13 protein-coding genes and 4 pseudogenes are annotated in these 15029 nt (G+C 61.6%); 9 read left to right on the top strand and 8 right to left on the bottom strand.

Annotated elements, in window-relative coordinates; all coding sequences use genetic code 11:
• Positions 1-26 precede the first annotated feature (26 nt).
• Genes trbK-alt through HQ843_RS04240 form a run of 6 tightly spaced genes read left to right on the top strand, consistent with a single transcriptional unit; the run spans position 27 to position 4751 of the window.
• Entirely contained in the window at positions 27-314 is a 288-nt protein-coding gene (gene trbK-alt / locus HQ843_RS04265; RefSeq protein WP_180899669.1) for a putative entry exclusion protein TrbK-alt, read from the top strand.
• 4 nt (positions 315-318) lie between these two features.
• Positions 319-1689, top strand: coding sequence for a P-type conjugative transfer protein TrbL (gene trbL / locus HQ843_RS04260; protein WP_180899670.1), 1371 nt, complete (start codon positions 319-321; stop codon positions 1687-1689).
• Positions 1686-2375, top strand: coding sequence for a conjugal transfer protein TrbF (gene trbF / locus HQ843_RS04255; RefSeq protein WP_180899671.1), 690 nt, complete (start codon positions 1686-1688; stop codon positions 2373-2375). Before trbL ends, trbF begins: the two co-directional genes overlap by 4 nt.
• Positions 2372-3403: a P-type conjugative transfer protein TrbG gene (gene trbG, locus HQ843_RS04250; RefSeq protein WP_180899672.1), complete on the top strand. Its 1032-nt coding sequence runs from the start codon at positions 2372-2374 to the stop codon at positions 3401-3403. Before trbF ends, trbG begins: the two co-directional genes overlap by 4 nt.
• Entirely contained in the window at positions 3400-4524 is a 1125-nt protein-coding gene (locus HQ843_RS04245; RefSeq protein ID WP_180899673.1) for a TrbI/VirB10 family protein, read from the top strand. Before trbG ends, HQ843_RS04245 begins: the two co-directional genes overlap by 4 nt.
• A gap of 2 nt (positions 4525-4526) precedes the next feature.
• Positions 4527-4751: a DUF2274 domain-containing protein gene (locus tag HQ843_RS04240; RefSeq protein ID WP_180899674.1), complete on the top strand. Its 225-nt coding sequence runs from the start codon at positions 4527-4529 to the stop codon at positions 4749-4751.
• Here HQ843_RS04240 and HQ843_RS04235 read toward each other — a convergent pair.
• The 7 genes and pseudogenes from HQ843_RS04235 to HQ843_RS04205 all read right to left on the bottom strand — a co-directional run.
• A complete protein-coding gene (locus tag HQ843_RS04235; protein WP_180899675.1) occupies positions 4705-5724 on the bottom strand; it encodes a LysR family transcriptional regulator in 1020 nt (339 codons plus the stop codon). The two genes, HQ843_RS04240 and HQ843_RS04235, sit on opposite strands and share 47 nt — an antisense overlap.
• Before the next feature lie 25 nt (positions 5725-5749).
• Entirely contained in the window at positions 5750-6136 is a 387-nt protein-coding gene (locus tag HQ843_RS04230; RefSeq protein ID WP_180899676.1) for a hypothetical protein, read from the bottom strand.
• A 62-nt stretch (positions 6137-6198) separates the two neighbouring features.
• Complete coding sequence (locus tag HQ843_RS04225) at positions 6199-6888, bottom strand: TetR/AcrR family transcriptional regulator (protein ID WP_180899677.1); 690 nt, start codon at positions 6886-6888, stop codon at positions 6199-6201.
• Positions 6878-8716, bottom strand: coding sequence for an ABC transporter ATP-binding protein (locus HQ843_RS04220; RefSeq protein WP_246710274.1), 1839 nt, complete (start codon positions 8714-8716; stop codon positions 6878-6880). The genes HQ843_RS04225 and HQ843_RS04220 overlap by 11 nt, the downstream gene beginning before the upstream one ends.
• 2 nt (positions 8717-8718) lie before the next feature.
• Entirely contained in the window at positions 8719-10554 is a 1836-nt protein-coding gene (locus tag HQ843_RS04215) for an ABC transporter ATP-binding protein (protein ID WP_180899678.1), read from the bottom strand.
• 398 nt (positions 10555-10952) lie between these two features.
• Positions 10953-11594 (bottom strand): annotated as a pseudogene (locus HQ843_RS04210) (IS110 family transposase); the annotation flags it as partial.
• A gap of 69 nt (positions 11595-11663) precedes the next feature.
• Positions 11664-12226, bottom strand: a pseudogene (locus tag HQ843_RS04205) (winged helix-turn-helix domain-containing protein); the annotation flags it as partial.
• Between the two features lie 92 nt (positions 12227-12318).
• Between HQ843_RS04205 and HQ843_RS04200 the strand changes: the two are divergent.
• The 3 genes and pseudogenes from HQ843_RS04200 to HQ843_RS04190 all read left to right on the top strand — a co-directional run.
• Positions 12319-12525, top strand: a pseudogene (locus HQ843_RS04200) (IS110 family transposase); the annotation flags it as partial.
• A 168-nt stretch (positions 12526-12693) separates the two neighbouring features.
• Complete coding sequence (locus HQ843_RS04195) at positions 12694-13689, top strand: IS110 family RNA-guided transposase (protein ID WP_180902330.1); 996 nt, start codon at positions 12694-12696, stop codon at positions 13687-13689.
• 277 nt (positions 13690-13966) lie between these two features.
• Positions 13967-14225, top strand: a pseudogene (locus HQ843_RS04190) (transposase); the annotation flags it as partial.
• Between the two features lie 48 nt (positions 14226-14273).
• On the opposite strand, the gene HQ843_RS04185 reads toward HQ843_RS04190, so the two are convergent.
• On the bottom strand, positions 14274-15020 hold the full coding sequence (locus tag HQ843_RS04185; RefSeq protein WP_180899681.1) for an IclR family transcriptional regulator: 747 nt from the start codon (positions 15018-15020) through the stop codon (positions 14274-14276).
• Positions 15021-15029 lie beyond the last annotated feature (9 nt).

Genomic DNA, 15029 nt, shown 5'->3' with positions numbered 1-15029 from the left:
GGCGGGTCGCCGGAAAGGGGGAAGCGATGGAGGGCAAGACCCTCGCACGGATCGGAGCGATCGTCTTCGTCGCCTTCGCCATTACGGCGACAGTGATCGAGATGACGCGGAAGGACGAACCGGCGCCGGCCAGGGCCGTGCCGGTCCTTCAGTCGCCAGCCGATCCGCTGCGCGCGACGCTCCGTCGGTGCCAGCGGCTTGGTGAAGCGGCAACCGGCAATGCCGATTGCCTCGCGGCCTGGGCGGAATCCCGCGACCGCTTCCTCGGCCGCACGCCTGCGCCAGCCGCATCGAACAGCAACGAGGGGCGGTGAGCCGATGGGCGGAACGGGCGTTATAGATTCGTTTCTCGGAGTCTTCACCAGTTACATAGATTCCGGCTTCGGCCTGCTGGGCGGCGAGGTGGCGTTCATCGCCACGACGCTGATCGTCATCGACGTGACGCTCGCCGCGCTGTTCTGGAGCTGGGGCGCCGATGACGACATCATCGCCCGCCTGGCCAAGAAAACGCTGTTCGTCGGCGTTTTCGCCTATCTCATCGGCAACTGGAACAATCTCGCCCGCATCGTCTTCGAGAGCTTCGCCGGCCTCGGCCTGAAAGCTTCGGGCACCGGCTTTTCCGCCGCCGATCTGATGCGCCCTGGTCGCGTCGCCCAAACCGGCCTCGACGCCGGACGGCCGCTCCTCGATTCTATCTCCGACCTGATGGGCTATTGGGCCTTCTTCGAGAACTTCATCCAGATCGCCTGCCTGCTCTTCGCCTGGGCACTGGTCATCCTCGCTTTCTTCATCCTGGCCGTGCAGCTCTTCGTCACGCTGATCGAGTTCAAGCTGACCACGCTCGCCGGCTTCGTGCTGATTCCCTTCGGTCTCTTCGGCAAGACCGCCTTCATGGCCGAGCGGGTGCTGGGCAATGTGGTATCCTCCGGGATCAAGGTGCTGGTGCTCGCTGTCATCATCGGCATCGGCTCGACGCTGTTCGGCCAGTTCACCGCAGGCTTTGGCGGCGCGACCCCAACGATCGACGACGCCATGGCGATCGTGCTGGCGGCTCTGTCGCTGCTCGGTCTTGGCATCTTCGGTCCCGGCATCGCCGCCGGCCTCGTGTCCGGCGGGCCGCAACTCGGGGCAGGGTCTGCCGTAGGCACGGGCCTTGCCGCCGGCGGCATGGTGCTCGCGGGTGGTGCTGCGGCCGGTGGCGCGGCCATGCTTGGCGCAAAGGGAGGCGCGGCCGCGCTCTCCGGCGGCGCCGCGGCCGTTCGCGGCGGTGCGGCTGCCGCCGGAGCGACTTCCGCCGCCTACAGCCTCGGCTCGCTCGGCCAGCCCGGGGCGTCTGGTGTCGCCTCCGGCCTTGGCGGCGTCGCCCGCGCGGCAGGGTCCGCTGCCGTCTCGCCATTGAAACGCGCTGCATCGAAAGCGTCAGGCAGCGTCAAATCCAGCTTTGCCGAAGGGGCACGGGCAGGATTCGGCGCGAGCGGCGGCGCCACCATGGGCACCGTCGGCGGTGCCAGCGAAACCACAACCTCATCATCTTCCGCCCCTGCCGGTGGGCCACCGGCCTGGGCGCAGCGAATGCACCGCCGGCAGGCGCTCCATCACGGCACCACGATGGCTGCCCATGCCGTCCGTTCCGGCGACAGCCACGGTTCCGGCTCTTCCGTCAATCTCTCCGAAAGCGACCGTTCATGAATCTCTTCAAACGACCATCGACCCATTACAGCAAGACGCCGGAACCCGAGACCCCGTACCAGAAAGCCGCGCAGGTCTGGGACGAGCGTATCGGCTCGGCCCGCGTGCAGGCGAAAAACTGGCGCTATATGGCCTTCGGCTCCCTGATCCTTTCGGCCGGCTTCGCCGCCGCCCTGGTCTGGCAATCGGCACGCGGAACCGTGGTGCCCTGGGTGGTGCAGGTGGACAATCTCGGTCAGGCGCAGGCTGTCGCGCCCGCGAATGCCGACTATCGGCCGACCGATCCGCAGGTCGCCTTCCATCTCGGCCGCTTCATCGAAGAGGTCCGCTCGATCCCCGCCGATCCGATCATCGTGCGCCAGAACTGGCTGCGGGCCTATGAGTTTACCACCGATCGCGGCGCGGCCGCTCTGAACGATTATGCACGCAGCAACGATCCATTCGCGAAGGTCGGCCACCAACAGATCGCGGTCGAAGTGTCGAGCGTCATCCGGGCATCCCCCGACAGCTTCCGCGTGGCATGGACCGAACGCCACTATGAGAACGGCCAGCTCTCCACGACGGAGCGATGGACCGCGATCCTGACCATCGTCATCCAGACTCCGCGCACTGCGGAGCGCCTGCGCGCCAATCCCCTTGGCATCTATGTCAACGCGATCTCCTGGTCGCGGGAGATGGGCCAATGATCCGCACGTCCTTCCGTAAACGCGTCCTTCCGGGTTTTCGCAAATCCGCCTTTGCGGTTTCGCTGCTTTCCGCGAGCGTGCTGGCCGGCTGCGCTACCAATCACACGCCGCAATTCTCCTATGACGAGTCAGTGCCGCCGGTGCCCACGGTGCAGGCGGCCGCCACCGATGACCGTCCCCGGCCATTGCACACGCCGCCGGCCTGGACCGTCGCGCGCGGGGGACAGGCGGCCGGTACGCCGACCGGCCGGGTCGAGAACGCCAATGCCGCCGCTCGCGTCGAGCCACGACGCGAGGGCTACTACAACGCCATCCAGATTTATCCCTGGAGCGAAGGCGCGCTCTATCAGGTCTACGGTTCGCCGGGGCAGATCACCGACATCGCGCTGGAGCCCGGCGAGAGCCTGACCGGCGCGGGACCGATCGCGGCGGGCGACACGACCCGCTGGATCATCGGCGATACCGAGAGCGGGAGCGGCAACAGCCGCCGCGTTCATATCCTCGTCAAGCCGACCCGGCCGGACATCACCACCAACCTTGTCGTCACCACCGACCGCCGTACCTACATGATCGAGCTTCGCGCGCGGGAATCGCTCTACATGCCTTCCGTGGCCTGGGCCTATCCCGCGCCGCCGGCAGGGCAGCACCAGAGCGTGCCCGCAGCCCCGATCATTCCGGCCGAAGCCGCGCGCAAATACCGTTACGGATTGCAGGTGCAGGGTGATAGCCCGCCATGGCGGCCGGTCTCCGTCTTTGATGACGGGCGGCGCGTCTATGTCGTCTTCCCGGCCGGCATCGCGCAGGGCGAGATGCCGCCTCTGTTCGTCCTCGGCTCCGATGGTGAGCCGCAGATCGTCAACAGCCGCATCCATCGCAACGTCCTGATCGTGGACCGCCTGTTCGGCGCGGCCGAACTGCGTCTTGGTAGCGGCGAGCATCAGCAGGTCGTCAGGGTCGTGCGCATTGAAGAGCGGAAGGCGGCCGCTCAGCAACAAGGCGGCACGCACGACGGAGGGTCATCGTCATGAGTGACACCGAAACCGCAGCCCCGATGCGCCTGCGTGCGGAACCCCCGCGCGTCACGCGACTGTCCCGGAAGATGCTTGCCGGCGTCGGCGCGGTGGCCCTTCTCGGCATCGGCGGGGCGCTGATCTATGCTCTTCAGACGCCTGACAGAAGCGGGACCGACGAAGAACTCTATTCCACCGAGAACCGGCCCACCGCGGATGGCCTCACCGGCCTGCCGTCCGACTATACCGGGCCGGTCCTCGGTCCGGCACTGCCGGGCGATCTCGGCCGTCCAATCCTTGACGCGCAGGAACGTGGACAACCCGTCGCTTCGCCCGCCATCGCCACACCTGCCGTCGATCCCGAGGAAGAACGCCGACGCGCCGAGGAAGAAGCCGCGCGGCTCAGCAACGTGTTCTTCCAGTCCGGCCCGCGCGGGACCACACCTGGCGCCGCCGCACCCGGCGTTGCGAACCCCAACTCTGGAGGCCAGTCCGCAACGCAGGACAGGCATGCGGCATTCCTCAACGGTCCGGTGGACCGGCAGACCGTCGCGGCGGATCGCATCATGCTGCCGGCATCGCCCTATATCCTGCAGGCGGGTTCCGTCATCCCCGCCGCGCTCATCACTGGCATCCGTTCGGACCTTCCGGGCCAGATCACCGCGCAAGTCACCGAGAATGTCTATGACAGCCCGACCGGCTCGCTGCTCCTGATCCCGCAGGGGACGAGGATCATCGGTCAATATGATGACGGCGTGACCTTCGGTCAGCGCCGCGTGTTGCTGGTCTGGAACCGCCTGATCCTGCCGGGCGGCCGCTCAATCGTGCTGGAGCGCCTGCCGGGCGCGGATGCCTCCGGCTATGCCGGGCTCGAGGATGGCGTCGATTATCACTGGTGGGATGTGATGAAAGCCGCCGGGCTGTCCACCTTGCTTGGCGTCGGCACGGAACTCGCCACCGATGACGAGGACCGGCTGATCCGCGCCATTCGCGACGGCGCGCAGGATACCATCAATCAGGCCGGCCAGCAGATCGTCCAGCGCCAGTTGCAGGTCGCGCCCACGCTGACCATCCGGCCAGGTTTCCCGGTCAGGATCATCGTGACGCGAGATTTGGTATTCGAGCCCGCAGGAGGTTGATCATGACGAAACTGAAACTTGGGCCGCTGCCCGACGACAAGCCAGTGAAGGTGACGGTGGAACTGCCTGCGCCGCTCCACCGTGATCTCGTCGCCTATGCCGACGTGCTGGCCCGCGAAACCGGCCAGCCCGTCGCCGATCCCGTGAAGCTCATCGTGCCGATGCTGGAGCGTTTCATCGCTACGGATCGGGGGTTTGCGAAGGCGCGACGGATGACCGCAGATTAATCCGCGTCGGCGCGTGACGTGCGAACTTGAGCGCAATATCGAGGAATGCGCGTAAGGCTGGATTGCGATTGTGAGGAAACCAGACACCGACAAACGCAACATCTTCTGGTTCATCTAGAACTTTAAGATATCGAACTCCCGTTGTGCGAGCATCCGTTGCCGACTCGCATGTCAAGGTGACACCTTCATCTTCTGCAACCATTTGGGCTAGCGTATCGCGCCCAACAGCTCGTCTCTCGACACGCGGAGTGAGACCGCGTTCACCAAATCGTCTGATGACATGCTGATAAGCCTGTAGCGAGGCCCCACCACGACGAAACAAAAAAAGTTCGTCCAGAAGATCCGACCATTTGATTCCGCGCCCACGCTCCGCCAACGGATGCATTGCCGAGACCGTGACAATCATGGATTCGGTCCACAGCATGCGCGTGTGACAACTCGGTATATCCGACTGGCCAATCACCAAGGCGATATCGAGCGCACCTTCAATCACTTGCCGAATTAGTTCCGATCGCGCCCCCTCCACAAGAATCATTTTAATTCCGGGCAAGGCATTCTGATAGTGCTGGCGGAGTTCGGCTAAGAACCCGCCTGAAATTGGCGAGCAAACCCCCAACCGAAGCTGCCCAACTTCGCACCGAGAAACAGCACCGGCCAAATTTATTGCGTGGTCGAGCTGCTCGATGCCAACAGTGATTTCATCAATGAACCAACGACCTGTATCTGTCAGCCTCACGCCGTGGTGGCGGCGCTCAAAGATAAGGATGCCGAGTTCTTCTTCTAAATTTTTGATGCGGGTGCTCACGCTCGACTGGCTAACGCCGAGGGCATTGGCAGCGTGTCGAAAATTGAGGTGCTCGGCTACGACCACTGCTTGCCTTAGGGCTGCGAGCGGAATCCTGCTGACATCTCGAAGAACTTTCTTTTGAGAATCGGTCGGACGAGCATTCCTGTTCTTCTTATTACGCCTCATACCTGCCTATCGGCGCATTCTCTGATCAGCTTCTTTTCAGCAGACTGGCCGCAGCTGCCTGAACCATTTCCATATCGACGCTGGAAAGTTCTCCCGATACCACTGAGTCGATCCACGTGATTGCCTCTTCCACGCTGTCGAAGCACTTGGCCGGCACCCCAAACAGCCTTTCAGCATTCATTCGGCTTACCTCGTCAAGTTTGTCGGGCGGGACTACCGTAGCCATACCCTTCACAAGCAATTTTATCCGATCGCTGTTGGACTGGAGCCAGGCTTTTGCCTCCCGTGCCCCATCTTCCGGACGATGCAGAGATTCGGCATCGGCAAAAATTCGAAGCGTCACGAACGGATCGCCACGGTCCAGCCAGTCCGTCCAGTCGGCGAGGAAGGCAGCATTTTCCTCGCTCGTCATGGCGCCTTTCGCAACACTTATAACTAGGGGCCAATGGCTCAGATCGGTCTTTATCATTTGATTCAGTTCTCCGTTTGGCTGGAACTCGATCCAGGAAAGCGAGCCTCGAGCAACGCCGCCGCACCTCGGATCAACAGCAAAAGTTTCTTTCGCCACCATTCTTTTGGTTCGCCTTCGATCACGGCACTCATCAGGCATACATGCGTCTCAGTTTGATCGTCGGCGCCGGCCTGCCACGAGGCCCGAAGGCGCTCGGCAATTGTACCATCGGCGTTTTCGCGACGCAGACGCTCCCACATCGACGCGCTGTCGCTGGTCATGTCCATTACGCTGTCCATGATCAGTGCGGCGTCCTCAGTACCGAACCCCTGTGCCTCAAGATGACGGCAGGCCCGGGAGAAGGCGCGGATACCAGCAGGCGGCGTCCTGTCCATGGTGCGCATGGCCTCAGCCAAGCCGGGGTTACGGGCGTAAAGCTCCCATACGGCCTCCGCGGCCGCATGAATATAATCACGCCAGTCTTCCGTTTCTCGCTCCCAGTCGAGTGTCGCGATCGCCCGGTCCGCCGCCGCGAAGACAATATCATCCCAACCTTTGACGTGCCGGTAGAGCGAGGAATGATCGACGCCGAGGCGCCCGGCAATTGTTTTCACCGTTGCCGCGTGCAGACCAATTTCCAAGGCCGCGTCAGCGATATCCTCGCGCGAAATACGCGCTGGCCGACCAACCGATCTTGGACGCTCAAGCCTCATCGCGATGTTTCCAGTTCTGTGGCGACTTATGGCCAATCCGCCAATTTGCGGCTTCGGTCCAGTGCCGCCACAATCCGGCATAAAGGCCGTCCGTGCCGACCAGATCGCTGTGGAGGCCGCGCTCGACGATCCTTCCGGCGTCGAGCACCAGGATTTCATCCGCAGCCTGGACTGTGGAGAGCTTGTGCGCCACCACAATGAGGGTCTTCTCGGCGACAAGGGCGGCAAGCGCCGCCTGCAAAGCCCGCTCGTTGGTCGGGTCGATAGCGGCGGTCGCCTCGTCCAGCAGAATGATCGGCGCGTCTTTCAGGATCGCCCGCGCGATGGAGATGCGCTGGCGCTCACCCCCCGAAAGCGACGCGCCACCTTCACCGACACGAGTCTGGTATCCATTTGACAACCCCGTGATGAATTCGTGGGCCTGTGCGGTGCGGGCCGCAGCTTCCACGTCCTCCGCCGAAGCACTCGGTCGGCCAAAGGCTATGTTGTCGAAGATCGTGCCCGAGAAGAGGTAGACATCCTGGAAGACAACGGTGATGAGGTTTGCCAGCCGTTCCGACGACATTTCCCTGATATCGACACCACCGATCATGATGGCACCGCCACCAACGTCCCAAAAACGCGGTATGAGGTTCAATACCGTGCTCTTACCGGCCCCCGATGGCCCGACAATCGCCGTCATCGTTCGTTCGGGCGCTGTGAACGACAGTGCCTCTACGACCATCTCGCCGTTGTATCCAAAGCGGACATCGTTGAACGTGATATCGAAACCCTGAGGTTCCTTGGGCGTCGACGGCTCGGGCAATGGCTTTGCTGTCAAAATGCGGTCCATGCGGGTCAATGACGCATCAGCCATGCGTGTATTTTCCATCACCGCGATCAAGCCTAGAAGGGGACCATAGGTGGCGTAGATCAGCATACAGGCAGTGATGGCGGTCGCCGCATCGATCTCGCCGCCCAGCCATCGCCAGCCGGCGGTAAAGAGGATGAGGGGAACGCCAAGCATCAGGATCAGGCCAAAACCCACAAGAGGCAACGTCAACTGCATCACCATCCGGACCGACAGATCGCGGAAGGTTTCGAGCGCGGTCCTGAAATCCTCCGCCCCTTTGGCGATCCGGTTGAAGGCACGGATGACGGCAATCCCCTGGACGAATTCGATCATGCGAGCCGCCGCAGCAGCCTGCATGTCCTGACGCCGAATGCCGAGCTTCGCCAGATGCCGACTGGCCTTGAGATAGACCGGGATAGCGACGGCGATCGACACAAGCGCGGCCAGAGCCACCACCCAGTCCTGAAAGGCAAGGAAGATCAGGATTGCGACGGGCAGGCCCAGGGCCTCGGCGATGCGCGGCATGCCATCCGACATGAAGCTTTCTACCGTCTGCATGTCCGAGGTCAGCATGGTCACCGTGTCGCCGCGATTACGCGACAGATGAAAGCCGAGCGGCAATTGCCGCAGCCTGTCGAGCATGGACAGGCGTAGCTGGCCGCCGAGATCGAAAGCGGCAAGCCAGGTCGTTTTCGCCGCCAGGTGGCTGAACAGGATTTGCCCGGCGAGGGACAGCGCCGCCAACGCGGTGATCTGAAGCGCCCAGCCTGTGTCTGGACTAAAGCCATCGCGAAGAAGATGGGTGACAAGCTTGATCGCCGTTCCGAACCCAAGCCCCAGGCAGAAGGATTGAGCGAACCGGTAGGCAACGCCTGTCACGATCCTGCCCCGCAGCGGCCCGGCAAGCTCCCATAGCCGCTTCAGACTTTGAAGATCGGAGCGGATATCGTTCGTATCCGACGTTACACCAGTCATCGTGCTTTCGATGTCAGTCATATTCACGCCTCCGTCTGTACTTCCGAAGCGCCGCGCAGACCCGTCCGACGCGCCGCGACGAAATCATCCCAAAGCTGTGCATAAAGACCGTTTGCGGCCACCAGATCATCATGCCGTCCCGAATCTACGACCCGGCCGGCATCCACGGTTACGATTAGATCGGCCTCGGAAATCGTATGGAGGCGGTGCGCCACCACGATCAATGTACGGCCGGCTGCAAGGGACTCGATGGCCTCCTGAATGGCCGCTTCGTTGTCGGGGTCGGCGAAGGCGGTTGCCTCGTCCAGCACGATGACTGGCGCGTCCTTCAGAATCGCTCGTGCAATCGCGATACGTTGGCGCTCGCCGCCGGACAATTTGCGGCCGAGATCGCCAAGCCGCGTGCCGTATCCCTCCGGCAATTCTACGATGAACTCATGGGCGCGCGCCGCCTTTGCCGCAGCTTCAACTTCCACATCTGTCGCATCGGGTTTGCCAAAACGGATATTATTGGCGATCGTGTCAGTGAAGAGAATGGTATCCTGGAAAACGAAGGCCACGGTGTCCATGAGCTGGCTAAGCCCGATCTCGCGTACATCGACGCCACCGATGGCAATTCGGCCCGAACCCACGTCAAAGAAGCGGGGGATGAGGCTGGCGATGGTGCTCTTGCCGGAACCGGATGGCCCCACGAGAGCCGTCACCGCACCTTCTCGGGCAGTGAAGGACACGCCATGCAGCACATTCTCCACGTCATAGCCGAAAAGAACGTTCTCGAAGGTTACGTCATGACTCTTAAGCGGGACGACCTTGCCACTATCGGCCTGTGGCGGCGCGGCCAGGACTTCCGCAACAAGACTCGAGCCCATGCTGATATGGGCGAGCTCATGAAACAGGTTGAATAGCTTCATCAGGGGGCGGCTGTAATTGGCACCCAGGATGATGAAGAAAATGAGGGTGGTGATTTCGAGATTGCCAGACGCGATCAGGAATGCGCCGACGGGCACGATGAAGACAATGTTCGACAGCACAAGGCTGAGGAACGTGCCGCCAAAAGGCAAATAGGCATCGGACATTTGCTTTTCGGCGGCGGTATAGGCGCTCACAGCTTCGCTGGCTTCGCGGAAACTTTCGCCGGAGCGATTGAAAATCTTCACCACCGGCATGCCTGCGATATACTCGACGACCGCCGCGTTCATCCGTTGGCCGGCGGTCTGATAATCGCGCGCAAAGCGCCCGCCTGACTTCATGGCAAGCACAAGGAGCGCGAAGGAGATGGGGGCGACGATTACCGCCGCCAGCGCCATGCGCCAATCGGCGACGAACAGCCAGGTCGATACCGCCAGCCAGGTGGCTACAGCGCTGATGCCCTCCGGGGTACCGTGGGCGATCACCAATTCCAGTTTTTCCGGATCGTCGACAACCAGCTTCTTCGCATCGCCGCTTTTCCGTCCTGCAAAATAGCCGAGCGGTAGTCGTGCGAGATGGCGCGAGAGTGACAGCCTCAGCCGGTAGATCGCCTCGAAGGCAACTAGATGCGATACCATCGTCGCCGCGCCCATCACGAGATAGCCGAGCACGACTGCACCGAGAGAAACCAGTGTATAGGTCAGAAGGCCCGCGGCCGTCAGGCTTCCAGCGATCAACTCACCGACAAAGACGGTAATGACGTAGACCGGCACCAGTTCGAGAACGACGGCCACCGTCGCGAGCAAAACCGCCAGAAGCAAGCTCAACCTTTGCCCGGCCAGATACGGCCATATCAGGCGCAGGCTCGCCAGATAATCAGGCGCTTCCGATGCGCTCCCGCTGCTACCGGCATCTGGTTCGTTCTCAAGCGCAATATCTGCTGTGGCCATTTGGAGACCCCCAATCCCTCGGTGTCGGGATATCTATTGTTGAGTAATAAAGTCGACTTATCGCAGTTACAGGAAATTTGCAACATTCTGTTTCTAATTGGACGTGTGCGATTGGGGGGCAAACTGGATGGTCCCTCCATCCAGCTTTATTGCAGGCCGTTGACAGCGAGAAAAACCTCGCCCTCTGACCCGCGATCCAGCCTGGCGTTGACGCGGTAGACTTCGCGCAGCAGGTCTGAGGTCAACACATCGGCGGGTTTTCCAGCGCCTGCGACACGTCCCTCATGCAGAAGAACCAGAGAATCGGCCCAATTTGCCGCCAAGGCTAGGTCATGAAGAACAACAATCACTATGCGTCCGCTCGCAGCGACCGAGCGAAGCACGGCCATCACTCGGACAAGAACCAGCCGACGACGCAATCGGTTTAACTCCGACGCGAGATGTTGCGGCAGCTTTCGACCGTCGTCGGTCTCAAGGAGTGCCATATCTCGCTCCCAGTTGCGCAGTGATGGCCGCGAGCGAATGCCCTGAGTGATTAGCAGAGCCGCTATACGATTTTCGATCCGTGTTCGCTCTTGCACCAGATGTTCTCGCTCGCGATGTACCCGTTTGCCATCTTCCTCGTCTGGAGTTGGTACATGCACCATGCTGCATATCTGGCAATCTCCAGCAATATAGGCGGCGAGAACACGCAACATTCCTTCAGCATCGAGACGATCCGTCTTCGCCCTTTTTGCCCTTCGGTTTACCAGAATGCTCGTGGGCTCCACCACAAATGTCGGAATATCTTGAGCCATCAGCAGACGATGAAGCCAAAATCCATCACGTCCCGCCTCGAAGCAAACCGCAATTGGTGACAGGATATCTTGTTCCTGTTCGGCTGCCCGTAGCCCATTCAATAACCGCAGTAGCGTCGCAGTATCGCCAGCACGGACACGGTGCATCTGGCTGCTCTGGGCACCCGCCTTGCGAGTGCCAACAAGCCACAGGGAGTTACTGAGTTCGAGGGCAACGAGGATAGTATCACTGGTAAATGACATGATCGGCTCCTTGGTTTGTGGACGCCGTATTATGACCCGAGAGGCCGCTGGTGTTCGCCCTCATAGCATCTGGAACCAGACTTCCAGAGTTTTGCCGCGTGCGGCATCGGGCAGAGCGGCGGCTACCGTGGCGGAAAAGTTTGTTTGAACGTCTCCTGCGCCGCAGGGTCGGATTTCGGATGGCGCGGTCGGACCGAGAGCCGCCGGAAGCCGAGTGAAGCCAGTTGCTTGCCGACCGTCCGCTCGTGCATGACGACGCCGAAGCAGTCCTCGATCTTGCGCTGCAGGTCGATACGCCGCCAGCGCACGACGCCATCCACTTCAGGATCAGGCCCCTCGCGGACCATTCTCGCCAGTTCGGCTTTCTGCTCGGCTCCCAGCCGTGACCTCCGGCCGGTCGAGCGCCGGTTTGACAGGCCGTCCAATCCTTCTTCGTTGTAACGATGAATCCGGTCGCGAAGGGTCTGGCGATCCATACCGCAGGTCTCCGCCGCCGACCGGCGGTCCACGCCTTCCATGACCAGTGCGATCGCAAGCATGCGCCGCGCCGCCTTCGCATCGCAACGTCTCGCCGCTGCCGCGCGAAGCGACGCTGGCGAATGCTCCACCCGGGTAATCTCCACTGCCATCAAAACCTCCATGTTTCGACGCCAGTGAATCAGGGCCTCAGCCTGAAGGAAACCCAGACGGAGTCAGAATTTAAGGCCGTTGGTATCAGTCCGGCGATCGGGATGTGACAGGCTCGATCTCCAGGCAGGGCGACGAGATGTTGCGGCACTATCTGTATGAGGCGGCGGGCTGCCTGCTGACGACAGTGACCGCACCGTCCGCTCTGCGAAGCTGGGGGTTGAGGCTGGCCAGGCGGCTGGGTCCCAAGCGTGCACGGACGGCGGTCGCCCGCAAACTGGCGGTGCTGCTGCTTGGGCTCTAGAAAAGGGAGGATCATTTCCGCGCAGTGCCCGGCGGAAAAGCTTTTTAGAAACCGAGATCGAGAAGTTCGTTCGCAGGCAAATCCTCAGCATCCATGAGGTAAAGCGACCGGACCGGGAAGGACGAATGCGAGACAGTTGGATGCGGATCAAGGACCGCGCTTAATACACTGCATCGGCCCCTGGAGGGGTCTCCAGTCTTCAACCGCAAGCTCCGCCGCGCTGAAGTGCTGCGGTTCTTCGCGAAGCAGCCTTCGTGTCTGGTCGGCCTCGAGGCCTGTGGCAGTTCGCACTACTGGGCTCGCCAGATCGCAGCACTTGGACATGACGTTCGCGTGATCCCACCGGTCTATGTCAAGCCCTTCGTGAAGTGCGGTAAGACTGATGCCGCTGATGCCGCTGATGCCGAGGCGATCAGCGAGGCCGTGACGCGCAAAACCATGCGCTTCGTCCCCATCAAATCGGCGGAGCAACAGGCGGCAGCGATGGTGTTAAAAACGCGCAGCCTTCTGGTCCGCCAACAAACCCAGGCGATTAATGCGCTACGCGCTCATCTGTCGGAATTGGGTATCATCACCGCCATCGGCACAACGAAGGTTTCCGGCCTAATCGACATCGTGCGTGATGCGACCGATGCTCGCCTGCCGAAGACTGCGCGCTTCGCTCTGTCCACCCTCGCCGATCAGATCGAGGCGTTGTTCGCGCAGATCGTGAAGCTCGAACGGGAGATTGTCGCCGAAGCGAAGCGCGATGAGGATATGCGACGTCTGGCCACTATACCAGGCGTCGGCCCGATCACGGCGGCGTCAATCAAGGCGCTTGTTCCAGATCCCGGCGGGTTCAAATCCGCTCGCCACTTCGCAGCCTGGCTGGGATTAACGCCGAGATCCCATTCGAGCGGTGGCAAAGAGAGGTTGGGAGGAATATCAAAGATGGGCAATCCCGAGCTCCGCTCCTTGCTCGTCCTCGGCGCGAGCTCTGTCCTGCGACGCGTCCGAGGCAACGATAAAGCGCCGAAATGGCTGAGCGCGCTTCTGACCCGACGGCCCTACAAGGTCGTGGCCGTCGCGCTCGCAAACAAGACGGCCCGGGTCATATGGGCACTTCTGACCAAGGGCGGGATATATCGAGGCATGGCACCGGTAGATAGCGTCGCGAATGCTTGAACCGGAAGTCGGCCAAAATGAACTGCCGGCGCGGTAGCCGGCAGAGGTGAGGTGCAAAAGCAGACGATGATTCCATGGGACGAAATCCCGAGGCGAGAGAGGCCGCTTGTGTCAACGCGCTCAAAGCGCGTGCCGTTGATTAGCCGCTCGCATCGCGGATCTCATCGAGGCCAGCGGTTAATCGCCGCGCTGAAAGGCCGAACATATGACCGCACCGTTCCCGCGTGATCAACTGTCTGAAAAAGCCCTTGCCAAGCGGGTCGTTCCACATATGACAGCCGGGCAGAAGTTGCGAAAAGCGCTGCGGGAATGTGGCCAATGGAACCTTGAGATCATCAAGCGCTCCGACATAGCGAAAGGCTTTGAGGTTCTGCCCCGCCGATGGGTGGTCGAGCGTATCTTCGGCTGGTTCGGACGATGCCGTCGACTGGCCAAAGATTGGGAAAAGTCCATCGCAAGCGCCACAGCATGCATCAACATCGCCAGCATCAGGGTGATGACCCGGACGCCTCGCCCGATATTGTTTCCCTTCATGAACTTTTGAATCCGGTTCTAAGAGAACGTGCCGACTATCACCCACACGCTCAGACCTCGTAGCCGAGATCGATCGAGATCGCCTCGGCATAGTGGAGGACTAGGTCAGTGAGCGACCGGATCCGCGCGTCGTCCATCTCGGACTTGCGCCCGCTGACGCTAAGGGCCGCGAAGACCCTGCCCGAGGCGTTTCGGATCGGGACCCCGACGCAACGCACACCCGGCTCGGATTCCTCGTCGTCGATGGCGTAGCCCCTCTTGTGGCAAAGAGCGAGTTCCTCCCGGAGCAACCGGGGATCCGAGATCGTCTTCGGAGCGACCTTGCGCAGTCCCGAAGCGAGGAAGCGGTCGATGGTCTCGGCCGGCTGGAATGCCAAGGCTGCTTTGCCGGTCGAGCAAGCATTCGCCGGCGTGGTTTTGAGCACATAGGTCTGTAGCGCCTCGACAGCCTGGCTGTTTCCGCTGTTGACCACGATCGAGTTGGTGCCGTCGAACACCGCCAGATGGACGGTCTCGCCGGTAGCAGCCTTAAGGGCTTCAACATGCACGCGGGCGACATGGTTCAGGTCGAGGTTCGCCAGCATCGTGACACCAAGGCCCAGGACGGTGGTTCCCAGCGTGTAATGATCGCGCCGGCGCACCTGATCGAGCAGACCGAGGTTCACCATGGTCGCGACGAGGCGGTGGACAGTGGGGCGGGGTATGCGAGTGCGATGCGCGATCTCGGCGGCCGACAGCTTGGCATGGACAAGGGTGAAGCAGTTGAGCACCGCCATCATCTTGACCAAGCTGTTCACGTTTCCATC

This window comes from Martelella sp. NC20, from assembly GCF_013459645.1.
Classification (GTDB): Bacteria; Pseudomonadota; Alphaproteobacteria; order Rhizobiales; family Rhizobiaceae; genus Martelella.
The sequence above is the reverse complement of the archived record's forward strand: the minus strand, read 5'-3'. Positions and strand labels throughout refer to the sequence as shown.